Below are 26,508 nucleotides of genomic sequence, written 5' to 3' on the forward strand. Positions count from 1 at the left end.
TTATTTAATTAAATTTTATCGTTCGCGTGCCCATTGAAAAAAAGTGCTTGATTCCTGGATGATGATCGAACTGACTTGTCCAATAGCTTCACATTGCACACTTGAATTACTTTCCCTTAGCAGGTTTAAATGATCGAGTGTGATCATCTCGGTGCCCTCATCAAGAGCTGAAATGCTCTGATTTGTAGTTAAATCAATAAAAAATGTCTGATTGAAAAGACTATGGTCACGGATATTGATGAGATTCCTCGACCCTGCACAGGATATAATGACGGAAAATTGCATCAGGAAATCCGAATTTAACACATAGTCTGCGAACTGAAAGTTATATTTCAGGGCAAGCGACACCGCCTTATGGGAAGTTCTGTTTATCACTGTTACGTTAGAAAAATTCATCGAGAAAAGATACTTTAGGAGATCAGTTGCGATCTCGCCGGCACCGATCACAAGTACCGGTATATTTCTAAGTTTAAATTTCTTTTTAACTGCACTGACAGCAAGATGGCTTATAGATTGGGACCCCTGGTGATACGTTGTTTCATTGACCACCCTTTTGTGCGTTCTGGAAATTGCCTGAAATATCCGCTCCATCGTTCCAGTCATAACTTGACATTTCTGACTAATCAAAAAGGCTTCTTTAATCTGCGAATACACCTGCTTATCACCATAAGCCATTGACTGAAGACCATTTGCTACCTCCATCATGTATCTTACTGCATTATAATTATCTTCTATAAATGTAAACTGGTCTTTTTGCAGGTTTGTATTCTTGTATTTCTGAATATCATCCAGAACCTCATAAACGCTAAGAGCGTTAGTATGGTCCAGATAAATCTCTGTACGGTTACAGGTAGATAATATCACAAGACAGTTCAATCCAATTTTATGTCTCAAACGGCCATATATTTCAATTATCTCTTTTTTATCGAATTGAAAACCGGAACGTACAGAAACTTGTACTTTTTTATAGTTAAGAGTAGCAATGCTTATTTTCATAGTCTGATAAACCAGAGAGGATGCCCCTCTCCGGTTCTTAACGTCAGCACTATTGGACTGTAACCAATGATTCTGCCTCATCCCTTGAAATTTTGAGTCTTGAGGCAAGTCTCTTGCCAAAATCTGTATCCGCTTTGTAAAAATGGCCCACCATTTTTAGTACAATAACTCTATTGGTGACAACTTGTAAGTCGCCAGTAAGATTGTTGATCAGTTCTAATTTATCAGTTTCTGAAAGTGACCTGTAAAAATCTCCCGCCTGTTTGAAATTCTCAGTTTTGTCTATATTATGCTGAACAATAGCCCCGGGGTTATAGATCGTTGAAGAAGGTCTGTAACTGTCATTATCCGTGTATTCCTGATCGGATAAACTTGGCTGATAATTGATATCAGAAGTCTTTTTACGGTTGCTCGCCGTACCATCTTGATTGTAGGAACGAACAGGCGATTTCGGAGCATTTACAGGCAATGTCTGGAAATTTGACCCCACGCGGTAACGCTGTGTATCAAAGTAGGAAAACAAGCGCCCTTGAAGAAGCTTATCTTCCGATGCTTCTATCCCTGGTACCAGATCACCCGGAGAAAACGCGGACTGCTCAACCTCGTCAAAAAAATTCTCTGGCATCTTATTTAAGATCATAGAACCAACCAATATGCTTTTCGCGTCTTTCTCAGGCCAGATCTTCGTAGCATCAAGTGGATTGAAATCCAGTTTATCCATGTCCTCTGGCTTAATCATTTGTACGTAAAGCTGCCAGGACGGGAAATTACCGGTTTTGATATGTTCATAAAGGTCGTTCGTTGCATGCTGGAAGTCTTTAGCCTGCACCATACTTGCTTGTTCAGCTGTCAGACCTTTAACTTCCTGCATAGATTTCCAGGTATATTTCACATAAGTTATTTGCCCTTTTCCGTTTACCCATTTGAAAGCATGTACACTTGATCCGTCCATCTGCCGATAGTTGGCTGGAATTCCCAAGCTTGTATATACACGGGTCAACATGTGAGTAGCCTCCGGTATGTGAGAAAAGAAATCGAAAAATCGATTTGGATCTTGCCTGTTTGTAATAGGAGACGGCTTCAGCGAATGAACCATGTCTGGAAATTTGATTGCATCACGGATAAAAAATACAGGAAGGTTGTTCCCCACAATGTCATAATTACCCTCCTCGGTATAAAATTTCACAGCGAATCCACGCGGATCACGAACCGTTTCGGGAGAACCACTGCCATGGATCACAGTTGAGAATCGGGTAAAAACAGGCGTTGTCTTTCCCTTTACAGAGAATAACGATGCTTTTGTGTAAGCAGAAAAGTCAGCTGCACTTGTAAAAACACCATATGCTCCAGCTCCTCTGGCATGAACTACCCTTTCCGGAATCCGTTCCCTATCAAAGGATGCTAGTTTTTCAATTAAGTGTAGGTCTTCCAGCAACACAGGTCCATTGTTCCCAATTGTTTTTGAGTTTTGATTATTGCCAACAGGAGCGCCAGCGTTCGTAGTTAGCGTCTTTTGCTGTGCATAAGTAAAAATGGATACGCAGAAAGACGAAAGAAGTAATGGAATCTTTTTATTCATAATTTTGAAATTTATGTGCCAAAGTTAGATCGGCCTATCTTCTAAAACCAATCGTTTCGTTTAATGAGTACATAGAGAAAAGTTATCATAAAATTGCATTACTATGATTTAGGATCTGCTAAACACTATGCCACCCGGCAATAAAACAAAAATCAAAACACTACAAATCAATCACTTAACAACATTTCAAGATTGCATTATTCCATTCTTGATCATCCCTTTTTATAAGACCTAATAAGATCTGATTCGCAAACAAATTAGATTAAACTAAATTATAATTTAGATTTATAGCAAATTAATTTTTAGACTAATCTAACTTTTGTACTTTTGTATTGAAAATACAAAAAATGATGAAGAACATATTGCTATTAATATTCACCTTTAGCTTAATCACCCTATCGGGTTTCGCTCAAAAAAAAATCATTAAATCCAGCATTAGTGATAACATTGAAGCAGCATTTAGATATACCACTTTCGATCTTTACGGCTTTAAAAAAGACTCCCTAACCAAGCCTTCGACTGAACAGGAAGCCAAAACTCCAGCTCGAGCTCAGGCAAAGACACCAATAGCGCCTACCGCATTGGCAGATAGTATGCTCGTCCATCCAAAGCCTATATTGTTTCTGATAGCTAACGATTGGTGTAAGTACTGTGGAATGCAAAAGGCACTACTCAAAAATCATCACGAATTCCAATCTGCAAAAGAAACATTTTACCATGTTATACTAAACGCAGAAAAAACAGAACCTATTTCGTTTAATGGGAAGATCTACGGATCCCTAAGTAATGGACCAAAAACAGGAGTACATGAACTAGCTATTGCCCTTGGTGATCCAAAAGAGGGATTGAGCTATCCTACATGGGTATTGTTTGACCAAAAATACCGAATAGTTTTCAGGCGCAGCGGAGTGTTATTGCCAAAGGAACTGAAACTAGTCCTCAGCGCTATAAAAGAATTAAACACAAATCCCCTTCCATAAACCATCTACTAAAATTTAACCATGGAATATGTCATTCAGCTATTAGAGAACGAGAAAAAAGCTTTGGAACGTGTACTTCATGAAGAAGAACAGATGCGTAAAAACATGAAACAAGCAACAAAAAACATGAAAAACATTGGCGAACTCAAACGTGCAATTAAGGTTTTAAAAATTAAAACACGCTAGACCTGATCATTAATTAAAAAACAAAAAAACATATAATGATGAACATCACACTAAAACTGCCGGCGCTGCCATACGACAAAACAGCCCTGATTCCTATAATTACTGAAGAAACCTTTGATTACCACTACGAAAAACATCATGCCACTTACGTTAATAATCTGGACGGACTTGTAAAAGACTCGCCATTAGCCGAGTTAGAATTAGCACAGATCATCACAGATAGTTTTAATAACAATAATGCTCCGTTATTCAATAATGCCGCACAACATTGGAATCACAGTTTCTTTTGGCATTGCCTATCCCCTGATGGTGGTAAAAAGCCGCATGGAGATATAAGTCAATTAATTCAAAGAGACTTTGGCAGTTTCGAAAACTTTAAAGATCAGTTCTCAACCACCGCACTTAAACTATTTGGGGCAGGTTGGGCATGGCTCGCTCAGGATGCCTCTGGTAAATTGGAAATACTTCCACTGAAAGATGCCTATACTCCTCTGACAGAAAATAAAACTCCAATCCTCACTTTAGACGTTTGGGAACATGCCTATTACATCGATTACCGTAATGCGCGCAACAAGTTCATTGACGGCTTCTGGGAAGTAATTAATTGGGAATTTGCCAATAAAAACCTGTTATAGATTACTATTGAATAAAGTAGAAAAAATGAATGAAACCTTCGTTAAAAGTATCGAAAAAATCTGGACAACAAAGATCACGGATTCTAATGATTTGTTCAGCCAAAGGTTGTTTTCCGATGCTCTACTGGGTTATAAGGATGCCTTATACCAATCTGAAATTCTGAATAATAATCTTGAGACTTGTTCTACAACGGGAATACCATATATACAGGTATATCTGCTTTCCTGCTACAATTTAGCGAATACGTATTTGGAGCTCGCACAAAAAGAAAACGCAGAAAAGTTGTTTAAACGTGCAATTTATTTCCTGGTACATCTTTTCGAACGCGATATAGATATAAATGAAGTACAACGTGAACTAAAACGAGCGCTAACGACATATGCCAGCTTTATTGACGAAAACAATCTTGACAAACAACTCGTGGAAACATTATACAATGATGTATTATCACTTTTGAAAAAACACCCAACAATACTAAAATAAATTAACATAACAACAAGAAAACTATGTGCAATTCAATTAAAACACTGATGATGAATCAGAATAACAATGACCGTCAAAGACCAATTAGTATTGGCGAAAAATTGCCAAAATTTTGTAAAAAGGCAATTATGACTATAGGAAACAATATGGACATCATTGACATTGATCAGAATTACGCTTCGGCCAATGGTAAATGGATGATTCTTTTTTGGTGGCCTAAGGATTTTACATTTGTATGTCCTACTGAAATTATTGATTTCGACCGAAATACAGCGGAATTTTCTCAACGGAACGCAACAGTAGTCGGCGCCTCTACAGATTCGGAATACGTACACCAAGGGTGGAGACAGACCAACCCAGGGTTGACTAATCTAAGCATTCCTATGCTTGCGGACACCTCAAAATCTCTGGCTTCAGAGATGGGAATATTAGATACTGAGGAAAGGGTTCCATACCGGGCAACTTTTATTGTAGATCCATCTGGAATTATTCAGTGGGTAAGCATCTATCCAATGAATGTAGGACGAAATGTCGACGAAGTCCTCCGCGTACTTGATGCCTTACAGACAGAAGAATTAACAGCTTGCGGATGGACTCCGGGAGAAAAAACTTTAACAGCTAAACTGGAAAAACATGCTGCAGGATAGTCCTTTAAAAATAAAACTTATCCATGCATCCGAAAGGGGCTTAATTGCTAAGAATACCACGTTCATCATGATTATCTCATCTTGTGAACAGTTGGATAATTATTCGTTTCCGGCTTCTTTTTCAGAAAAAACACATCATATCCTGGAAAGTCCAGGGTATGATGTGTTGACAACACTTGGAGCGCATAAAACTATCTTCGTTATTTCGTCAGAAAAAGAAGTCGAAACCTGGCGATTAATTGGCGCTTCACTTTATAAAATCCTGAAAAAAGAACGCATATCATTTGCACAACTTAAAGAACTAAGAACCTTATCATTAGAAAACCGTCGTGCCTTATTTGAAGGACTTCTCTTGGCAAGCTACTGCTTTAGCAAGCATAAAGAAAATCTTAAACAGGATAAAATACTAATTTATGTGAGCGGGTCTGTCTTTCCCGGAGCAGAACTGCAGGAATTGCATTTATTGAACGAGGCCATTACCTTGACTAAGAATCTAGTCAATGAACCGCTCAATCATCTGGATGCCTTAAAGCTTTCTGAAGTTATCGTTCAAGCGGGCAAAGAATTTGGTTTTGAAACCGAAATCTTGCATGAACAAGAGATAATCCAACTCAGAATGGGTGGCCTGCTAGCCGTGAACAAAGGGTCCGAAACTCCTCCCACATTTAATGTACTTGAATATCGTCCAGCCAACGCTGTTAACGTTAGGCCATTAGTACTGGTTGGCAAAGGCATCATGTTTGATACTGGCGGGTATTCCCTCAAAACAGGTGGGTCGATGGTAACCATGAAATGTGATATGGCCGGAGGTGCTGCTGTTTTGGGAATCATTGCTGCTATTGCATCGAATAAACTCCCCTATTACGTTGTAGGGCTTATCCCTGCAACAGATAATAAAATAAGCGCCAGTGCCCTGGTTGTCGATGACATTATTACCATGATGGATGGTACAACCGTTGAAATACAAAACACCGATGCAGAAGGGCGGCTGGTGTTAGCTGATGCGCTTACTTACGCCAGACGATTTGATCCGGAGCTGGTGATTGATATTGCGACATTAACAGGGGCTGCAGCAGCGATTACTGGTTACTATGGAATTGCGATGGCAGGTAATCACCAACAAAAAATGGATAAACTAAAACAATCAGGGGAAGCCGTTCATGAGCGGCTATTTCAGTTGCCTTTATGGAAAGAGTTTGGTGAACTATTGAACAGTGAAACTGCCGATCTCAGAAATATCGGCGGGCCGATCGGGGGTGCAAGTACAGCGAGTAAGTTCCTCGAACATTTCACATCCTATGACTGGATACACCTGGACATCGCGGGCGCCGCATATATCAAAAAACATATAGGGTATAAACAATCTGGTGGCACTGCCTCTGGTGTTAGACTTTTGTATGAATTTACCAAACAGCAAATAAAAGAAGAAATTGAGATTAAAAAAACCAATGAGCATGACTAAAAGCAACTGCTATTCAGGAAACTTCTTACACTCGACTGGTATATTGATGTACGCTGCTATTGCAATAGGTTGCAACCAGAGTAATAACACTAGTCAACCCCCTCCTGCGCTCACAAGCAAAAATTTATATGTAGTTTATGATTCGGTAAAAGTTCATTGGACAGCTTTTAAAACAACCTCCAAGATAGCGGTAAAGGGAACATTCACTAATATCGAATTGAAAGGAATAAAGGATGGACAAAGTCTGAAACAGGTTTTAAATGGATCCTTTTTTACCATTTCGGTATCGAACATATTTTCAAACAATGAAATCCGGGACCTCAGACTTAAAACTATTTTCTTTGGGGCAATGAAAAATCCGGAAGTGATATCAGGTACACTACATTATAAAAATGACATTCCTTACCTGTACCTGAAAATCAATGGAATTGCAAAAGAGGTACCTCTGGAGACCAGCTTTAAAAACAACAGGCTAAAGTTAAAAGCCAGCATTCAACTGCTCGACTTCAATGCGGTAAAAGCATTAGCGGCATTAAACGCTGTATGTTTTGAGCAGCACAAGGGTGCTGATGGGATTAGTAAGATCTGGGATGAAGTTGAAGTTGTGGGAACCGTACTATTTTCTGATAAGCGACAAATTCACAACTAATATGTCAATTACACAAGATTATGAATTAGAAGGGATGCGAGCTGCCAGTAAAGCCGTTGCTTTAACGCTTTTGGAAATGAGAAATTATGTCCAACCTGGGATGAGCACCAAACAACTGGACAATTTTGGTGCGCAACTCTTACAAGATTTTGGCGCCAGATCGGCACCTGAATTAACCTATAAATTCCCTGGCTGTACCTGTATTTCTATAAACAATGAAATTGCACACGGTGTCCCGCATGAAAAAAAGATAATGAAAGAAGGCGATCTCATTAATATAGATGTTTCAGCTGAGTTAGATGGTTTTTGGTCTGACAACGGAAGCTCATTTGTTTTGGGTGAAGATATTAATGGTCACCAGCACCTGATCAATACTTCCAGGCAAATTTTGCAAAAAGCCCTCCTTCATATACGAGGAGGGGTGCGGATTTCCGATGTAGGATACCTAATCGAAACCGAAGCTAAAAGAAATGGATATAAAGTAATTAAGAACCTCACTGGTCACGGTGTGGGAAGAAGCCTGCATGAAGAACCAAAAGGCATTGCCAACTATCGTGACAGACGTAATCTAACAAGGTTCAGAAAAAACACCACAGTAGCGATTGAAACCTTTATTTCCACTGGATCAACTATTGCCATTGCATTAAATGATGGCTGGACAATGGTTGGCAATAAAGGCGGTTATGTAGCCCAGCATGAACATACGATAGTTGTTACCGATGGGTTACCAATCATCTTAACGGAAATGAACGGAATCTGGGATTAACACAGACGAACAAACAGACAAATATGATTATAAAAAAGGTTTCTATCGTCAATGAAGGTAAAATTATCATAGCGGACGTTTCCATCAAGAACGGATTAATTCACAAAATCGGCGAAATGGATCCTACTGCTAATGAAACCGTTATAAACGGAACTGGAAAGTACCTGTTCCCTGGTATTATCGATGGTCAGGTTCATTTCAGAGAGCCTGGACCTACCCATAAGGGAGATCTTTATACAGAAAGTCGAGCTGCAGTGGCAGGAGGCGTTACTTCCTTTATTGACATGCCAAATACTATCCCCAATGTACTGACCATTGAAAACCTGCATGATAAATATAAACTAGCATCAGAAAAATCTTTAGCAAATTACTCCTTTTTCATGGGCGTTAATGCAGATAATATCGATCGGTTGCTTGGAATGGATACCTCAGGATTTATCGGTCTTTCGGATGATGGTCTATATTTTACCAAAAAGGGAAACCTACTGGCTGATCGTCCTGACGTCATGTACAAACTCTTCAAGGAGTCTAAATCCATTATTGCTGTACATGCCGAGGATGAGCAAATCATTGATGAAAATGAAAAAGCACTAAGAAAACAGTATGGAGAGCATATACCAATGAGGTATCATCCTATCATTCGTAGCGACGCCGCTTGTTATGCAGCCAGCAAAAAAATGATCGACATGGCGGTAAAATTTGGTACCAGGCTCCACATCCTACATTTATCAACCGAAGTGGAAACCAATTTATTCCGAAACGACATCCCTCTTAGTAGTAAAAAGATTACTACTGAAGTTTCCGTTCAGCACCTTTGGTTTTCTGACCAAGACTATGATCGGTTGGGATCATTGATTAAATGGAATCCGGCTATAAAATCCGAAAAGGATCGAATCGGGCTTTTACAGGCTTTATTAGATGACAGAATTGATATCATCACTACCGATCATGCCCCCCATACGTTGGAAGAAAAAAAGCAATCGTATTTCAAAGCACCATCGGGGGGGCCAATGGTACAGCATTCTTTAAATATCATGCTTGAACTTCATAAGTTGGGAAAAATATCATTAGAAAAGATAGTAGAAAAAATGTGCCATAATGTAGCTATCCTCTATGGAATTGAAAAAAGAGGATTTATACGCGAGGGCTATTATGCAGACATGGTAATTGTAGACTTAAACTCAAACTGGACAGTTGGAGTGGAAAACATCCTATACAAATGTGGCTGGTCTCCACTACATGGAACAAAATTTCACACCAAAATCACACACACATTTGTAAACGGTAATCTCCTTTATGATAACGGACATTTCAATGAAGGCAATAAAGGAATGCCTCTGACATTGGTCAATAAAGAATAAACAGTATGACATCGAAACTAATTTTAGTAAGGCACGGACAATCATTATGGAATCTGGAAAACCGGTTTACTGGCTGGCAGGACGTAGATATCACCGAAAAAGGAAAAGCAGAAGCTCAGAATGCTGGAATTCTGCTTAGAGATATAAAAATAGACATTGCGTTTACCTCAACACTCTTAAGAGCACAACACACACTTGATATTATCCTGCAAAAGCTCGGGCTTGAAACATTACCAATCATCAAAGATAAAGCACTTAATGAAAGGTGTTATGGAGATCTAGAAGGCTTAAACAAAGCTGATACAGCAGAGAAATACGGTGAAGAACAAGTACACATCTGGAGAAGATCCTACGATATTGCTCCGCCAGGTGGAGAAAGCTTAAAAGACACCTATAACAGAGTCATTCCTTATTTTCTGGATAATATCCTCCCCCTACTTAAAACAGGGAACAACATTGTTATTGTAGCACATGGAAACAGCATGAGAGCACTGATAATGTTTCTGGAGAATCTAAGCCCAGAGGAAATTCTCAAGAAAGAACTGCCAACCGGAATTCCAGAAATTTATAATCTGGATGAGAATCGTTTGTTTTCCATTACAAAATCAGTATCCAGATCAAAAAACTAAAAGGCTAAACATATTGAAAATAAATTTACATCACACTGATAATATCGAAATGGCAGAGGTGCTTTATTCGACCTTCCTGGCTGGTGCTTGGGCCACCGAAGTGCCTCTGGACAGAGTCAACATCAGGGACGTGGGACCAAACTGATGGTCTATCGAAGACATTATAACTAGCGATTTTAATCGTTTACTATCTATTTTATATTGCATAGATATCAGCGAGAAACAGATAAAGCAAGCCTTAGCTGAAAACTCCTATGCAGAAAGTGCAGGCACAACGATCACAAGATTAATCTTGGAACGCCAGCAAGAAAAGTTAAAATTCAGAAAAATGTATAAAACCTAATGGTTTTGAATGTTTACTGGATATGTCGTCGATATGTATTTAATCTTTTCGAGGTCAAAATAGCCATGAAACAGATTGTCAAGACTGTAAACTGAACTGTCGAACTAGTAAGATAGATTGACAGAGTTCAGTTTACAGTCTCCAACCATAAGCTATGATTAAGGGGACTTTGCGCAACTCCTCCGGGGTTCTGAATAAATTGGTCTAGAGCGCTTTCATAACCAATTGGCTAGATTTTTAATGTGTTCGGCTTCTGAGGAAGAGCCCCAATATACACTATGGTAACTTTCGAGAACCTTTATCTTAAAATAAACTATATATTCATGTTGATAGCCTTTTCCTTGTGTCGGTACAGTTTTAAACTACTCCACATTTGACAATTCCAATCCTTTAGCCGGAATAATTTCCGCTATGAAAGACGAAATTTCTAGGTTCTGGATATATCATTAGTAAAATGCAATACATGGCGCTAAGTATTTGCAAGTGATAAATGTTTAGAATTTAACAAAAGCATTATATTGCATTAGGAAGATAGCTTCTTAACTTTGCAATAGTTAATATATGGAAACGGAATTACCTGTATTCGATTCAAAATTGTTGGAGGAGCTAAGAACCGATCAATCCGGTGCATTCGAAAAACTGTTTAACAGGTATTGGCATGATCTTTATAAACTGGCTTATCGCCGTTTGGGTAATCAGTCGGAAGCAGAGGATATGGTACAGGATATTTTTACGAATATCTGGGAGCGCCGGCATACACTTGAGATCAGGACATCACTTCAAAGTTATCTCCGTACAGCTTTAAAATATAAAATCATCAGGTGGTTGAGTCGGGAAGACATTCATAAAGAGGCTATTAATCATTTGTTTTTGAGGATGGAAGAAATGGAAGAAACCATCATTGACGTTCTGGTAGCTAATGATGTAAAACAAACATTGGAAGATGCAATTGGTAAATTCCCGGAAAATATGCGAAAGATCTTTACTTTACGTGCTGAGAATTATACCATATATGAAATAGCAGAAGCTTTAGGTTTGGCTGAGCAAACGGTAAAAAACAACAATACTGAAGCCTTGAGGCGTTTAAAAGTTGTTTTACATGACAAACATCCTGATGTCAGTAAATCATTTTTTACCATCCTAATTGTGTTAACATTAAATTAACAATTACATAACATTTTCTTGAAGTACTTTCAGCCCTCGTGTTGCACTATATAGCTGTAAAAGACCCATAGTGAAAGATTCATTTTTTAAAAAACTCCTAGAAAAATACAGTAACGGCACAGCCAATGGAGCTGAACGCTTTATAGTCGATGCCTGGTATGATTCTTTTGACAAAGATTCAAAAAAGAGCATTCCGGGGATTTCCAATATGGAAGAAACTGAGATGACACGTTTGCGTATTTTTAATAAAACAGCGCCCCAAGTCCCAAAACAGCCTTGGTTTCGAAACCCTTGGATGCAGGCCGCGGCATTATTGACAGTAATCTCTGGGGTCTCCTTAGGCTACCTGCAACATCGGTTACAGGAAAAAGAAGTAGTAAATTCTCAAATTACCCAAACCTATCAAACTGGACGGAAGGAAATCAAAAAGATCCTATTGAAAGACAGCACCGTAATTTGGCTAAATGCAAACTCCAGTATTCGCCTGCCCACAGACTTTGGAACAAAAGAACGCAGGTTGACTTTAATGGGAGAAGCTAATTTTGAAGTTCAAAGGGATTCCTTGAAACCATTTATTGTTGATGCCCGGGAAATTAGTATCCGAGTATTGGGGACGGCGTTTAACGTTAATGCCTATCAGCAATTCCAGCGCATTAAAGTAAGTGTTGGTCACGGTAAAGTCCAGGTAAATGAAGGACAAACGACACTCGCTCTACTGACCAAAGGACAAGGGCTTGAGTTTAGTAAAACCACACATCAATTCGAAGTGAAAAGCATCATGTCGTCAAATAGCACTGCTTGGATATCTGGCCTCACTGTATTAGAAAAAGCCAGTTTTCAGGAAGTTCAGCAAGCTATGCTCAATGTATATGGTGTAAAAATAAGTACAAAAGACAAGAAGGTAAAGGCCTATAAATACAACATTACACTACGTTCAAATCAGTCAAGAGAAAATGCTTTGGATATGTTAATGACCATAGTAAACAAAAAGTATTCACAGGAGGAGCCGAATGAAATAGAAATCTATTAAAAGAGACCTGGCGAATCCAGTGAATCCGCCAGGTGATTTATGCCTCAGTATCTAGTTTGGACGCTGTACTACTGAAGGCATTAGCAATGAAAATAAATTAATTACTAACTATTCAAATCTATGAAACCAGAGTATATAATCCAAGACTCTCGAGCTGTATTTGAATGCAACAAAAATTGAATGAAACAAAAATTACTGCTATTGCAGAAGCTTATGCGCATCACATTAATAATCACACTGGTAACTATTTTAGCTTCACAGTTGCTATTGGCTGGAGTTTCGAAGGGCCAGCTGTTGAAGAGGCGTCTGAATGTATCCCACGATAAGACAGATCTATACAGACTGATCCAGGAAATACAACAAAAAAACAACATCGCTTTCGCCTTCACAGATAACCTTAAACTAGAAGAGACTAAAGTCGGAAAAATAACTTTTACAAATCAAACGCTTGAAACAATTCTGAATGCGATTCTGCTGCCCAACAGAATCAATTTCAAAGAAAATTCAGGGATTATTACGCTATCAAAAATGCCTGTGCCCGGTAAAATTGCTGGTCGGGTTATCGATGAATTAGGAATGCCTTTGATTGGCGCAAGCGTTAAAATAATTGAGCTCAATAAAACGCTAAGTACTGATGCAGATGGAAAATTTAGCATCAGCCTGCCTCCGGGAAGTTATACTGTGGAAGTAAGTTACATTTCATTTGCTACTCAGCGCAAAGCTAGTATTTCTGTTGGCGAAGGCGAATCGATTGCATTAACCTTTTCTATGAGAGATGAATTGAGTAAGCTTGATGAAGTAGTTGTTGTTGGTTATGGTACACAAAAGCGTAAAGAGGTGACATCAGCTATAGCGACAATTAAAGAAGAGGATTTCAATAAAGGAGCAGCAAGATCTCCAATGGACCTGATTCAAGGCAAGGTAGCGGGTTTAAATATTACAAGGACTCAGGGAAACAACCCAAATTCGGGAGCATCCATTCAACTTCGCGGTGTATCCTCGATCACAGGAACACGAAGTCCATTAATCGTGATTGACGGAATTCCGGGGGGCAATTTGGATTTACTGCAGCAGGACGATATTGAAGCCATCGATGTACTTAAGGATGGTTCAGCCGCAGCAATTTATGGTACTCGCGGTAATGCAGGGGTAATTTTGATTACGACCAAAAAAGGCAAGGCCGGAGCAGCTCAGTTTGAATACAATACCTATTTTCAAAAGGATTTTGTGGATAAAAAACCTGACTTCTTATCAGCTGAGCAATGGAGAGCAAGAATTGCCTCCGGTGAGATCAAACCTGAACAAGATATGGGGGGCTCAACAGATATGTACAATGAACTGATCAATAAAGACAACTTAAGTCAGTATCATAACTTCGCTGCCTTTGGTGGAAATGAAAAAACAAACTATAGGGCTTCTGGCTACATGAATGATTTTCAGGGTATCGCAAAAGAAAATAGAAGAGAGCAATGGGGTGGTCGCCTAAACATTAACCAAAAGGGGCTAAAGGATCTCCTGACAATACAAGTCAATATGGTTGCCAATTTTAACAAGGCCAACTTACTTGGTGGTGGTGGCGGAGACTTTGAACAGGCGGTAATCTGGAATCCAACAGCACCAACAATGAATGCTGATGGTACATTCAATAATCCAAATGACAGGTATAATCCCCTGTCCAGATATGCGAATCGAATTGATGAACGCGATCAGCAAACTTTCTCTGGTGATGCCAAAGCGACGTTAGACCTAATCGATGAACTTTCTTTTTCAGTATTCGGATCTTATCAAAGAGATAACTACAACAATAGATACTACCGCTCAACAACGGACTGGGATCAACGCCTCAATTCAAGCTATCGGGGAATGGCCTATGGAAGCAAAGAAAATGCACTTAACTGGGCTAAAACTTTCGAGCCAACATTAAATTTCAGGAAAACGTTCAGTGCTCATCACAATGTAAGCACTATACTTGGATATAGCTATCAGTACGCTACCGCGGAGCGTTTTAACGTAAGTAACAATGGTTTAACCACTGACGGATTTTTAGATTGGAACCTCGGTTCAGGCGGGGCAATCAATACAATTACTTTACCGAGACCGGGCATTGGCAGCTTTAAAGAAGATAATACGTTAATCGCATTCTTTGGAAGGGCCAACTATTCCTATAAGGGCAGATATTTTGCACAGGTCATTTTACGTCGCGAAGGCTCATCAAAATTTGGAGCCAATAATAAATACGGTAGCTTCCCTGCTGCTTCCATCGGCTGGATGCTAAGTGATGAAGCATTTATGAAAAATATTCCTGTAATCAACAGTTTAAAGTTAAGAGCTGGTTACGGTATTACAGGAAATGCGGGAATTGGTAATTATCAATCTTTAATTACGCTGGGAACTGGGGGGGTATATCCACAAGGAACAGATTATTATCAAACTTATGGCGCAGGTAGAAATCCAAATCCCGATTTGCGCTGGGAGAAAAAGAAAGAATGGAACTTTGGATTGGATTTCGCAGTGTTAAACAACAGAATCACGGGTGCTATAGATGCATATAGTAGAGAAACTAAAGATTTGTTGCTTAGCTATGTGGCACAGCAACCAAGCTACGTTCGAGGTGATATCTATACAAACGTGGGTGCAATTAAAAACGATGGTGTCGAGTTTCAGATTAGTGCACTGGCTGTTAAAAACCGTGATTTTCAATGGAACATTGACCTGACTGCCAACTCACAGTTCAATAAATTATCCTATTTAACTAATGACGTGTTTAAAGCAACCTCATTATTTTATGCAGACATTCCAAACCCGGGAGCTATGGGACCGGCGATTAGAATTGATGAAGGCGGTGTGATTGGAAACTTTTATGGAAAGCGTTTTGCAGGATTCACGGATGCCGGAGCTTGGTTATTTTACAAAAAGGATGGCTCCGTTGCTGAAGCTGGACAAATGACAGAAGAAGATAAAACTATTATTGGAAATGGGGTTCCTAAATACGGACTAAGCCTAAATCAGACGTTTCGTTATAAGAACTTTGATCTTACGGTATTTATAAGAGGAAAGTTTGGATTTGATATCCTTAACCTTCAGGATATTTTCTATGGCAATAAGAGTTACTTGCCCAATAATGTATTCAATAGCGCATTTGGCAAAAATAATGCGCTAAAAGCCGCACCTCAGTATTCTGATTACTACCTGGAGAAAGGTGATTTTGTGAAGCTTGATAACCTTACTTTGGGCTACAACTTCAAGCTAAACAGTACCTATATCCGCAATATGAGGTTATTCGTTTCAGGACGCAATATTCTTACTATGACCGGCTATAGTGGCCTTGATCCAGAACTGCAGGACACAGGTTTTGACACTGGCGTAGATTCCAGAGGTTTCTATCCGAGAACAAGATCATGGACTGCTGGCTTTAGCATAGGCTTTTAATCCCAATTATTAACACACTGTAAAAGATTACTCATGAAATTGCAACGCTATAAATACGCTGTTATACTCACAATGGTGACAGCATTATCCACATTAAATTCTTGTACTAAACTGGACGAAAAACTCTATAGTGAGTTATACAAAGAAAATTTTTATAAAAACAGAACTGAGGTTCTTCAGGGTGCACTTAGACCAATGACACACTTGCAATCATGGCTTGCACCAATCAGGGGAGATAGTTATTATTACCATGCGGAAATGTCTTCTGATCAGTTGGCATGGCCCCAGAAGGGTCGTCATGCGTATGATAATGGAGACCATATTCGTCAACACTATCATACCTGGACGTTAAATGAAGGTCGGTTGAACAATGCGTGGGTAGGGATGTGGACTGGACTAGGCTATACAAATGCTGCTATCGAAGATATAGAGAAGATTAATGCAGCAAGCATCGGTATGGATCCAGCAGAAATAAAGGTTATACTTGCTGAACTTCATGTATTGAGAGGCTTTCATTACATGAAACTCGTTGACATGTGGGGAAATATCCCTATTGCTACGAAAGTCGGCTTACCTAAAAACCCACCAACTGCATCACGTAAAGAAGTGTTTGAATTTATCAAAACAGAACTGGAGACTTATGTTCCTCAATTGGCTCCCTATTCTGTGCCGCTAATTGGCAGGATTGGTCAGACCGGTGGTTATGCGATGCTCGCAGAACTTTACCTAAATGCAGAAAAATGGGCGGGAACGCCAATGTGGGATCAGTGCATAGCCGCATGTAATAAGATTATGGATGGATCTGCCGGCGGTTTGGGGGGAACACCTAAATTAGCCAGTAACCTAACGACAACCTTCGCAAATACCAATAGATTGGCCTCTGAAGCTTTGTTTCAGTTTGCTTACAGCCTTAAAGGAGGTTTTGAATGGCAATGGATAGTCCTGCATGGATTTCCCTATATGAACGATGTATTGGATGTATCTTATCAAGGGAATAATGCCTATGTAGTTACTCCTAGCGCATTTAATGCTTATGCCGAAAATGACCTTCGTAAAAAGGAATGGTTCCTGTTTGGCCCGCAATACAAATATGGGACCACGACTCCTGTCTCAGGTTCAGAAGAATACAGCGGAAAACCTTTTGTTCTGGTAAATTCTATCCGTCGTGAAAGCGAGGGTGATTTGACCAGTGAGGGAGGAATGACTAAAGGAGAAGAAAACAGTGGAGCAAGATTCAATAAATATAAATCAGGTAGAACCAGTGACGCCAATTATAAAGAAAATCAATTTATGATCTATAGGCTTACGGAGATTTATTTCTTTAAAGCTGAGGCCTTGATGCGAAAAAATGGTGGAGCTTCGACGCAAGAAGCGGTAGATTTGATCAATGAGAGCCGTAAGCGCGCATTTGCTCCGGCAGACTGGGACGCAGCGAAATATACGACTGTGAGCTTAACCATGGAGGAACTATTGGCAGAGAAAGGCCGTGAGTTTATTTTTGAAGGAAAAAGACGTACTGATATCATCAGATTTGGGAAATTTACTAAGGGTTCCTGGTGGGATCATACACCAACAAATGATGAGAGAAAAGAAATCTATCCTATTCCTTTCAGACAAATGGCAAATAACATAAACCTTGTACAAAATCCAGGGTATGCTAATTAACCTATAACTAACACAAAAGCACGATCAATTAGATTCTAATACTGATTTTTGTTTTCAATAGCGTGAAAGGGGCTTATTTTCAGACGGCCCCTTTCCTATTGCTAAAACGATACACACACATATATGAAGATTACATCTTTTTTTTTATTGGGGTTACTATTGATGTCAGGTAGTGGAGGGTTTTCCCAGACTAAAAACAACGGCAAAGACAAATTGGTAAATGTATTTCTCGGTTCTTCCGGCGATCACGGCCAGATGTCTCCCGCAGCTTCCTATCCACATAGTGAAATTAGCATTGCTCCGCAGACCTACCCTACTACACATACCGGTTATGAACATCTGGCAAAAGAAATTGTTGGCTTTACGCATAGTAGGTTTGAGGGGGTCGGTTGTCAGGGTAGCGGAGGGATTTTATTTGTAAAACCTTTTTTAGGAGATAAGGACGATAATAAATCTTTAATCAAATCATCTGAGCAAGCTAGCCCCGGTTTTTATCAGATAGGCTTTACCAATGGAATTAAAGCCGGCTTTGTGGTGAATAAACAGACAGCGTTACATCAGTATCGCATGCCTGTTGGTAAGAAGGGGTTTCTGATAGATCTTGGTCATACATTTAACAATGCATTTGTAAACGAATCGCATATGATAGAAGGAAATGCCATTACAGGTTGGATTGAAGCAAAAACTACCTGCCATGCGGGTACCTACAAGGTTTATTATCAATTGAAGTTTGATCAATCTGTAGAATGGAAAGATCAAGGGGGGCATATTCTGGTAGCTGTACCATCTAGTAATGCTAAAGAAATTGAGGTCAAGGTAGGCATATCAGCTGTAGATACATCCTATGCTGTCAGCTCGGCAAATGGAAAAGACACCTTCGCATCTGCAAAACAAAAAAGTGCAGCAGCATGGAATGAACTATTGGATAAAGTAGAAGTAAAGGGTGATGCGGAGCGTACGAAGCTTTTCTACTCGCTCCTTTATCGTGTTATACAATCACCTTATAACATTTCAGAACCTGACGGTGCCTACAGAGCAATAGATGGAAGTTTGCGCAAATCAGATAGCACACGCTACCATGGGTGGGCAATATGGGACAACTATAAAACTCAGCTTCCATTGCTTTCTGTATTGTATCCCAAAACATATGGAGATATAGTGGGCTCTGTTGCCAATCTTTATCCTTATGGGAAAAGGGATTTTGCGGGTCCAAAAGAACCTTCAAATACAGTTAGAACTGAACATTCGATGGTCGTTTTACTGGATGCATTAAGGAAGGGGTATAAGATTAATTTCCCCGCTATAAAAGATTCTATTCTTGCAGAAGCCAGCCGTTTGGATTTCAGTAAACCGGATAAGTCACTCGAAGCGTCTTATGATTTGTGGGCTTTATCAGGACTGTTCAAAAAATTTGGTGATGATGCACAGAGTGAAAAATATAAAGCACGCGCATTGGAATATAAAAAGTATTGGTTAAAAGATTTTAAGGACCTATCGGCAAAGGATGTTGACCGAATGGGAGCGCGTAGTCTATACCAGGGAACGATTAGGCAATACAGATGGGCTGTGCCTTTCGATTTAAAAGGTTTGGTTGAACTTACTGGTGGGCAACAAAACTTCACTTCCCAGCTTGACGACTTCTTTGATAACGACTATTTTAATAAATCCAATGAACCTGATTTGCAAACACAGGAGCTTTATCAGGCTACCACAACACCATGGAAATATCAGAAACTGGTGCACCAACTTTCGTTAGACACTGTAATACAGCATTATTTTAATGACAACAGCAGAGGTATCGGTTCTTTTATTGACCGGATTTACAAGAACGAGCCTAAAGCTTACATCCGTACAATGGATGACGATGCAGGAGCAATGTCGGGTTGGTTTATACTTTCGGCTATGGGTATCCAGCCAGCGTGTTTAGGCTGGCCAGTATATTACCTTAATGTGCCATTTTTTGAATCTGTTGTTATCAAAGCTGGCGCCAAACCATTAAATATCAAAGTTGAAAATTTTGGAGAACAAAATATTTATATAGAAGGTGTTTCATTAAATGGTAAAGAATTAAACAGGACCTGGCTGACGCATGATGAAATTCAAAAGGGAGGATCTTTAGTAATAAGAGCTTCAAAATCGCATGAAGCTAACTTTGGAGCAGGGAATTTGTGGGTTTCTGATATTGAAAAAGAGGATAGGTAATATTTAGATTTAAGCAAACGTTACCGATAACGTTTGCTCCTGGATCTTTGTTCAGTTCGCCAATATAAAGGCTACGCCATTACGATACAATTATCGGTATATTATGAAAATCAACTAGAACCCGAATTCCAAACCAATCTTTGCTCCAAAACTATTAAACTCAGCACCATTAAATCTGGTTTTAACATTCACTCCATTGATCAGGTATGCTTCATCTATTCCCGAATAAGTTGCTCCATATTTTTTTTCCATACCCAATAGCATATTAATATGCTTTGATAAGCTATAACTAGTGGTAAAGCCAACCAAAAATGTATAGCTATTTGCAGTTTGCTTAAAGCTTAGCGGCTGATTAAACTTTTCATTTAAATTCCATTGTGCTTCTGCTAAATAGTTATAATAACCAGCTACAGTATTCAAAATCAATGATACCTTATTAATTTGATAGCTGGTCTCAACACCTAAAACAGCACCTTCCCACTGATTTTTATAGATGGAATTCAAAGGCGGATCGGTTAGCTCATCAGGAAAATCCAGCATATAGAGCTTTTTATCAAAATACGTCGCACCCACATAAGGCTTCAGTTTTAAAAAGCGGCTAACGGGTAATTCATATTTTAAAAGTAGTGAATAATTGTATGCCTTACCCTCATTGCTCAGTCCATCTTTTTTAAAAAAGGCATCAGTTCTATTATTTTGTAAATAATCTGTGTCTTTAAACCGGCCTTGTTTAATCTTATGCTGACTAAAATTAAAACTTAATTCAAAATGGTTGTAAATTGCGCGGCTGATATTCAGGTTAATTTTTGGTCCCTTCAGGTTCTGCCAAACTAATTCGGATAAAATATTAGGTGAATTACCTTCAATATTTCCAGCTATAGACCAATTGTAATCATGGCTTAAATGTTCTATTGAGGCTTCAATCTTCCATTTAGGAGACTGGGATAAAACATAAAGATGTATAAATGAGAAGAGCAGCGTAGCTATAATTTTTTTCAAAGATCAGTAAAGGGATAAAAACCCATACTACAGTGCCGGATAGTATGGGTTATATTAAATTATAGCTTAATTAAATTAAATTTTTGTGCTTTTGAATTTGTGTCATAAGTACTTACCACTATTGGGGCAAGATTATCAATGCTGCCTCCGAGCACTTCAAGCCTTAATGATAATGCATTCATTGGTGCCATACTAAAACCCTCATTACCTATATTATACAATCGGAACTTCTGTGAAGCACTCCCCGCATTACTACTTAATTCAACTCTGGTTCCACTACTCGTTAAAGCTCCTTTAACAGTAAGTACCTTATTGGTGTCCAGCAGAGATTTAATTTGATAATAGCCATGATCTACCTTTCTAAAATAAAACTTTTGATCGTTTGTTGTCCCATTTTCGTATAGAACAATATCAGTTTCATCACCTGTTAAAGGTGATGAAACTGATATTGATTTGTCACTTAAATATACTGGCCTGATACCATAAGTTCCATTGGAAACGGCAGGAAAGTATAAAGTCTTTAATCCGTTAATATCTCCAGCGCTTAGATCCTTTCGCTGTTTAATAAAAATAGTTCCATCTAATCTTGTCATTGATGGCAATGAATCGCCTTTTGCAAAATCTTTAGAACTGTATAACATAATAGAATTAAAATCAAACGGGCCATGTCCGGCATAGTTTGGATTCTTATTAAAATTATGTTTATGACCATCTTTTATATTTGAAAAATGTACAATGATGTAGTCATCTCTATCAGGTCTGCATTGTTCATGCATGATACCTAAAGAATGTATTACTTCATGCATGACGACCCCAACCATATTAAAGTTAAATAGGTTAACCATATTAACCTTACCTTTCTCCCATCCTACAGGAGAGTTATTGGAATTGGGATGTTTAACAAACTGCATATATTCCGGTTGATTTGTCCGCAGTATAAATTTTATGTTTGTTGAATCGCTAATTTTTTTTAATGTTGTATTTATAGCAGCAACAAAAGCTTTGTTTTCCGCTACTGTCATTTTAGTCGCATCAGGATAACTATAATATACTTTTGCATCTGGCCAGGTTCTTATAAAGTCCAGAGCAATAGTACTTCTTTCAATGGTACCAAGATTTGACAATGTCATTCTTTTTAAACTGTTAAACTGTTTTTTACTTAAGATAATGTCATCTGCATAAAAATACTCATTATTAATTTCTTTAATGATATTGATATTTCCATTAATATTCAATGTGTGTATTATTGTGTCGCCATCATGAATTGAACTAATATTTTGCTCTTCATTATTTTGAATATTTTTTTTACAGGAGAAGAATATACCCATCGTCAGGCATATACCCAGGAGAGAATTAAAAAATAATTTCATTGTTTTGATTTTTAATTTGAATAGGAGAATGATTAAGGTGGCACCTTATCAAAACTAACAATTAATTTAAAATCATGCAACCCGTAAACAATGATCAAATGAAGGTCTTCCTGTTTCAATACTCTCCAGAACCGTTCAATGAACATATTGTCCAGCGCCCTTCCTTTGCCGTCCATGGATATATTGATTTGGTTGTCTTTAAGAACTTTGATGAAGTATCCCTTTTTTCATTGTTGCCGCAATTTTAGGAATCATATATTACCTTAGAGCTCGTTATTCACGCCATGAAAAATTCGGCAATGAGTATCAGGAATATCTTTTTCAAGAGCACATGCGAAAAATGGATCAAAGATAAATTTCAGCTATTCTTTTTCTTTTAGAAAATTAAAGAACCTGTCGTAATTATCAGTCAGAGGATGGAAACAGAAATTCAATCCATCATTTACAGATCACTTATAAATCACTTAAATCGCCGACGAAAAAAGGCCCTAGCTCCACCCTTTTTAAGGATCAAAGCAAGGCCTTTTAAAGCTGTAGAAACAGACTTTTCCTATGGATAATAAAGTAAGTTAACCGCAATTTTGAACTTCTCATTTTTGCTCCTACGGTCTGCGTATTTAGCGATGCGATCATTAACAAAAAAACTTGTGTCCATAAAAAATAGCTGATCAGAAAAAACTTTACTGCTTTTTTTCATATTAAAAGTCTGTCTTTTTAAGATGTCTGCGGTATTTTCTGCTAATGAAAACCAGTAATCAAAATTTATGAAACTACATTCCCACTCTTTTAAATATGCTTCCTTCCGTACTTTAAGGTCTTCACAAACCTTTGTCAAATCATCCAAAAACAGGGGAATTTCAGCGGGAAAAAGATCGTATAGTAATCTGGCTTTTTCTGTATTTGTTAAGTCTTGTAATGCTTTCATGATTCCATTTTTTAGGGAGGGCGCCTCCATTTTTAATCGATTAGTTAATTTAAAGGCTAAAACCTTCCCCTATCGGGGGTTAGATTAATTCCGATAATTGTATGGCTGTGGATTTCTATCACCCTCCCGCATTGTTCACATCTGCAATACTCTGCGCCAATCGGACTAATCAGATTTCCGTACTTTGTACTGGCGTTAAACCCTTTCATTTTTTCAAAATTCCCACATTTGCATACCCAATAATCCAGGTATTCATGATAGTTCATTTCTTCCCGTTCCAAGGGGTTAAAACCTGTTTTTAATGATTTCATAACTTAGATATTTAGGGGGATTGCTCCCCCATTGACTGATCAGTTAATTAAGTGCGCTGTTACCGACTTTCGCAAAAGCAATGCAAAGGTTAAAAGCGGATTGCGTCCGGTTCATCGCAGTACCGGACATGATTGATTTAAATTTTGCTTCTTCGTCTTTGAAATTCCGAACATTTTGGTAATAACCTGTAATTGAATTAAACGCCCCGAACACTGTACCTTTCGTTGTTTTCATTTGCTGGCTCTCGCTACTCATCGCATATTCATACACATTTTCGATGATGTTGTTAAAACTGGTAGATAGCTGTTCGTCCTCTCCCTTGCGGAGTTTTTCCAAGGTCTCCCGGTTCGGCACCATTGCCAATTGTATTAATCTTTTTAATTCAGGATCATTAATACGAACCTGTGACCATCTGTTATAGATTTCCTCCATTTCACTAGACAGCAGATTGCTAATACCTAACATTTTGTGCGCCTGTTTCAGTTTCTCCGTTGCACTTGCGGTATGGCGGATTTTAATACGACCGGTATTGTTTTTCAGGGCTGCATTTAGGGTGTTATTGCACACGATCCGTATAGGGGTGTACGCAATTGTAATGCTACCCAGTCCGTCATGAGTAGAAGTTAAAAAAAGATATTGCTCGATCAGATCGTCACGCCCAACCCCTATATAATCCGGTAGCTTGGCGGTAATAAAAATAATTTCACCTTTACCCAATGCTCCGGCGGTTTCGTACTTAATACCGTCACCACCTACGATGTCGTCAAAAAATGCGAACGCTTCGGTATTTTGTACCACCTCATAATCAGCCCCGATTTTACCGCCCAAAATATCCTCAGTGTCTGTCCGGAAAGTAAAGTAACTGCTATCAGATATAATGTTCATGCCACTTGGCAATGGGTGAATATTAGAGCGTTTGGCAACTTCATAATCAAGCCCCGCATATTTTACCGCTTCGGCACTGGTTGGATAATGTTCAATTACCTGACCTAAATTGTGCCATGCTTTTTCTTTCACACTCATAAAACTATACTGATCTGTTTTGCTGTTATAATTGATATTATGTGCCATGATTTAATTATTAAAAGGGTTAAAAGATTCGATTTGTAGTACTTCAGCGTGCAAAAACCGCACGTTTTGTGTATTGCTGATTAGGAAAAATGCTTCCTTTTTCACCTCCTGAATGCTGTCAGATGGCTCTAAATCGCTATCTACTTCTGTACAGATGGTTACATATAAAAAATACTTTTTCATAATGGTAATTTTTAAACACCCCCGTAAATACGGGGGTGTTGGTTTCAACTAGGCAGGAATAAAAATTTCGCCCTCGATTTCTCCTAATTTTTCAGAACATAATTTGAGTACCTGCGCTGCAACGGCACTGATGATAAAGGTGTTTTTGGTTGTAAATTCATTCCCCTTGTCGTCCTCAATAGTCAACATGCAACGGCTGAAACGATTGGTTTCTGTTTCGTCCGCATCTTCATGCTGTTTGATTTCAAAGGATTCTAAATTTTCAATGGTTTCTAACAGTTTACCCCTTTGGTTAATGCGGCGGTTTAAGTCTAAAACCAATTTAACGGTACTGTCTAAATTTCTGGCGGGTTTGCTTTCCTGCAAATCTTCTTTGATTTCCATTTTTGTGGCCTCCGCAGTAGGTTGATTCACTTCGTTTTGAACTGCTTTCGCCTCTTCTTTTGGTGGTTCTACAGTTACGACAGCGGGAAGGGCTGGCATGATAACCGCATTTTCTTCCTTTTTTACTTCCTCAAATGCTGCACTAGGTGTAAGCGCGGTACCGTTTGAGGGTATGGCCGGACGGATAGCGGTTTTTTGTGTTACTGCCTGATTGTTAACTGTTCCTTGAGTTGCGCTGATTGTTGCTTTTGAATTTTTCAAGATTTCTATTTTTAAATGATTAAATAATTTTTAATTGGTATGGCCGGATACGGCATAAGGGAGAATTTGCGCTCTGGGAGCGCCTGAGGGGCTGTGGGTGGGCTTCTGCCGTTGGTTGTTTTCATGGGACTATGGGTTAAAAAACATCAGTCGGCAGGAGCCTCCTGCCTTTTTGATAATACCCTCACCTGAACGCAATCCCTTTTTCAAGGTCAAGACTTTGCGAAAAAAAAAACCTCGTGAGCGTAGCGAGCAGGGAAGATTTTTTTCAGCAAACCCCGCAGGGGTTGTCTTGCCGGAAAAGGGATTGTTCATACCTTGGTATCCAAAAAGGTCGGGGGCATTTATTTAATGACCTTTTCAACAGATATCACTTAGTATAAGCGGTATGGAAGGTTAACAGAATTGAGGAGTGGGAAACCAAACATGAAGGAAGAGCGGGAACGATGCATGAACGTATCGCTCTGCGAATAGATTTGAGCGCTGTGCAAAGCACATTACGCTTTAGGCGATTGGGTTCGCCGAAACGAGGGGCAAAAAAAAGCCTGAATGTTTCCATTCAGGCTGATAAATTGGTAATGAAGAACTATACGTTTTTTATGGCAGATATGTTTTTTCTGACATCCTGTGCTATTGTTTTGCTTAATAACAATGCCTTACGTAACCTTACTCCGGCGGATTTATTTCCTCTTTCATAAAATTTACGTGCATCCGTTTCTGCTGAGGTGATCAGCATTTTCAGTTCTAAGAATTTTTTCATGATTTGATTATTAAGTAAATAATTAGGTGGTTAATT

At 38.8% G+C, this 26,508-nt stretch carries 26 protein-coding genes; 15 read left to right on the forward strand and 11 right to left on the reverse strand.

The genetic code is table 11. The features are described from left to right. Positions 1-15: 15 nt before the first annotated feature. Together DBR43_RS03535 and DBR43_RS03540 are read right to left on the reverse strand one after the other, a co-directional pair. Positions 16-1,077 (reverse strand): hypothetical protein, encoded by a 1,062-nt coding sequence (locus DBR43_RS03535; protein WP_124577956.1) that lies wholly within the window; start codon positions 1,075-1,077, stop codon positions 16-18. Further along, a complete protein-coding gene (locus DBR43_RS03540; protein WP_124577958.1) occupies positions 1,046-2,575 on the reverse strand; it encodes a catalase in 1,530 nt (509 codons plus the stop codon). Before DBR43_RS03540 ends, DBR43_RS03535 begins: the two co-directional genes overlap by 32 nt. 347 nt (positions 2,576-2,922) lie before the next feature. Between DBR43_RS03540 and DBR43_RS03545 the strand changes: the two genes are divergently transcribed. The 15 genes from DBR43_RS03545 (at position 2,923) to DBR43_RS03610 (ending at position 20,207) form a co-directional block, all read left to right on the forward strand. Continuing rightward, complete coding sequence (locus DBR43_RS03545; protein ID WP_124577960.1) at positions 2,923-3,555, forward strand: hypothetical protein; 633 nt, start codon at positions 2,923-2,925, stop codon at positions 3,553-3,555. A 21-nt stretch (positions 3,556-3,576) separates the two neighbouring features. Then, positions 3,577-3,741: a hypothetical protein gene (locus DBR43_RS33160; protein WP_199756947.1), complete on the forward strand. Its 165-nt coding sequence runs from the start codon at positions 3,577-3,579 to the stop codon at positions 3,739-3,741. Between the two features lie 35 nt (positions 3,742-3,776). Next, positions 3,777-4,376 carry a superoxide dismutase gene (locus DBR43_RS03550; protein WP_233602845.1) on the forward strand — a complete coding sequence of 200 codons (600 nt, stop codon included), beginning with the start codon at positions 3,777-3,779 and terminating at the stop codon, positions 4,374-4,376. A gap of 7 nt (positions 4,377-4,383) precedes the next feature. Next, positions 4,384-4,860, forward strand: coding sequence for a tetratricopeptide repeat protein (locus DBR43_RS03555; RefSeq protein ID WP_124577962.1), 477 nt, complete (start codon positions 4,384-4,386; stop codon positions 4,858-4,860). Positions 4,861-4,910: 50 nt separating this feature from the next. After that, positions 4,911-5,507 (forward strand): peroxiredoxin, encoded by a 597-nt coding sequence (locus DBR43_RS03560; RefSeq protein WP_199757006.1) that lies wholly within the window; start codon positions 4,911-4,913, stop codon positions 5,505-5,507. Beyond that, positions 5,494-6,969: a leucyl aminopeptidase family protein gene (locus DBR43_RS03565; protein ID WP_199756948.1), complete on the forward strand. Its 1,476-nt coding sequence runs from the start codon at positions 5,494-5,496 to the stop codon at positions 6,967-6,969. The genes DBR43_RS03560 and DBR43_RS03565 overlap by 14 nt, the downstream gene beginning before the upstream one ends. Beyond that, positions 6,962-7,618, forward strand: a complete 657-nt coding sequence (locus tag DBR43_RS03570) for a YceI family protein (RefSeq protein WP_158622417.1) — start codon at positions 6,962-6,964, stop codon at positions 7,616-7,618. The genes DBR43_RS03565 and DBR43_RS03570 overlap by 8 nt, the downstream gene beginning before the upstream one ends. Before the next feature lies 1 nt (position 7,619). Then, entirely contained in the window at positions 7,620-8,384 is a 765-nt protein-coding gene (gene map, locus DBR43_RS03575) for a type I methionyl aminopeptidase (RefSeq protein ID WP_124577968.1), read from the forward strand. Positions 8,385-8,407: 23 nt separating this feature from the next. Then, positions 8,408-9,745, forward strand: a complete 1,338-nt coding sequence (locus DBR43_RS03580; RefSeq protein WP_124577969.1) for a dihydroorotase — start codon at positions 8,408-8,410, stop codon at positions 9,743-9,745. Positions 9,746-9,750: 5 nt separating this feature from the next. Further along, positions 9,751-10,374, forward strand: a complete 624-nt coding sequence (locus tag DBR43_RS03585; RefSeq protein ID WP_124577971.1) for a 2,3-bisphosphoglycerate-dependent phosphoglycerate mutase — start codon at positions 9,751-9,753, stop codon at positions 10,372-10,374. A 904-nt stretch (positions 10,375-11,278) separates the two neighbouring features. Beyond that, positions 11,279-11,881 (forward strand): RNA polymerase sigma factor, encoded by a 603-nt coding sequence (locus DBR43_RS03590; RefSeq protein ID WP_124577973.1) that lies wholly within the window; start codon positions 11,279-11,281, stop codon positions 11,879-11,881. A gap of 70 nt (positions 11,882-11,951) precedes the next feature. Then, on the forward strand, positions 11,952-12,911 hold the full coding sequence (locus tag DBR43_RS03595) for a FecR family protein (protein ID WP_124577975.1): 960 nt from the start codon (positions 11,952-11,954) through the stop codon (positions 12,909-12,911). Positions 12,912-13,091: 180 nt separating this feature from the next. Continuing rightward, positions 13,092-16,340 carry a SusC/RagA family TonB-linked outer membrane protein gene (locus DBR43_RS03600; protein WP_124577977.1) on the forward strand — a complete coding sequence of 1,083 codons (3,249 nt, stop codon included), beginning with the start codon at positions 13,092-13,094 and terminating at the stop codon, positions 16,338-16,340. A gap of 33 nt (positions 16,341-16,373) precedes the next feature. Further along, positions 16,374-18,005, forward strand: a complete 1,632-nt coding sequence (locus tag DBR43_RS03605; protein WP_124577980.1) for a RagB/SusD family nutrient uptake outer membrane protein — start codon at positions 16,374-16,376, stop codon at positions 18,003-18,005. Between the two features lie 123 nt (positions 18,006-18,128). Then, positions 18,129-20,207: a glycoside hydrolase domain-containing protein gene (locus tag DBR43_RS03610; RefSeq protein ID WP_124577982.1), complete on the forward strand. Its 2,079-nt coding sequence runs from the start codon at positions 18,129-18,131 to the stop codon at positions 20,205-20,207. 114 nt (positions 20,208-20,321) lie between these two features. On the opposite strand, the gene DBR43_RS03615 is transcribed toward DBR43_RS03610, so the two are convergent. From DBR43_RS03615 to DBR43_RS03650, 9 genes are all read right to left on the reverse strand, one after another. Beyond that, complete coding sequence (locus tag DBR43_RS03615; protein ID WP_124577984.1) at positions 20,322-21,206, reverse strand: hypothetical protein; 885 nt, start codon at positions 21,204-21,206, stop codon at positions 20,322-20,324. A 59-nt stretch (positions 21,207-21,265) separates the two neighbouring features. Then, the gene (locus DBR43_RS03620; RefSeq protein WP_124577985.1) at positions 21,266-22,576 is read right to left on the reverse strand and encodes a M12 family metallopeptidase; all 1,311 of its coding nucleotides are present in this window, start codon (positions 22,574-22,576) and stop codon (positions 21,266-21,268) included. 32 nt (positions 22,577-22,608) lie between these two features. Next, positions 22,609-22,752 (reverse strand): transposase, encoded by a 144-nt coding sequence (locus DBR43_RS32875; RefSeq protein WP_148090753.1) that lies wholly within the window; start codon positions 22,750-22,752, stop codon positions 22,609-22,611. Positions 22,753-23,126: 374 nt separating this feature from the next. Further along, positions 23,127-23,501 (reverse strand): hypothetical protein, encoded by a 375-nt coding sequence (locus DBR43_RS03625; RefSeq protein ID WP_124577987.1) that lies wholly within the window; start codon positions 23,499-23,501, stop codon positions 23,127-23,129. A gap of 56 nt (positions 23,502-23,557) precedes the next feature. Then, a complete protein-coding gene (locus tag DBR43_RS03630) occupies positions 23,558-23,812 on the reverse strand; it encodes a hypothetical protein (protein ID WP_124577989.1) in 255 nt (84 codons plus the stop codon). A 43-nt stretch (positions 23,813-23,855) separates the two neighbouring features. Next, entirely contained in the window at positions 23,856-24,884 is a 1,029-nt protein-coding gene (locus DBR43_RS03635; protein WP_124577991.1) for a DUF932 domain-containing protein, read from the reverse strand. Between the two features lie 3 nt (positions 24,885-24,887). After that, positions 24,888-25,067 carry a hypothetical protein gene (locus DBR43_RS03640; protein WP_124577993.1) on the reverse strand — a complete coding sequence of 60 codons (180 nt, stop codon included), beginning with the start codon at positions 25,065-25,067 and terminating at the stop codon, positions 24,888-24,890. Between the two features lie 48 nt (positions 25,068-25,115). Next, positions 25,116-25,712 (reverse strand): hypothetical protein, encoded by a 597-nt coding sequence (locus tag DBR43_RS03645; protein WP_124577995.1) that lies wholly within the window; start codon positions 25,710-25,712, stop codon positions 25,116-25,118. Positions 25,713-26,298: 586 nt separating this feature from the next. Beyond that, positions 26,299-26,472 (reverse strand): histone H1, encoded by a 174-nt coding sequence (locus tag DBR43_RS03650; protein WP_124577997.1) that lies wholly within the window; start codon positions 26,470-26,472, stop codon positions 26,299-26,301. Positions 26,473-26,508 lie beyond the last annotated feature (36 nt).

The sequence above is a fragment of the Pedobacter sp. KBW06 genome, from assembly GCF_003852525.1.
Lineage (GTDB): Bacteria > Bacteroidota > Bacteroidia > Sphingobacteriales > Sphingobacteriaceae > Pedobacter.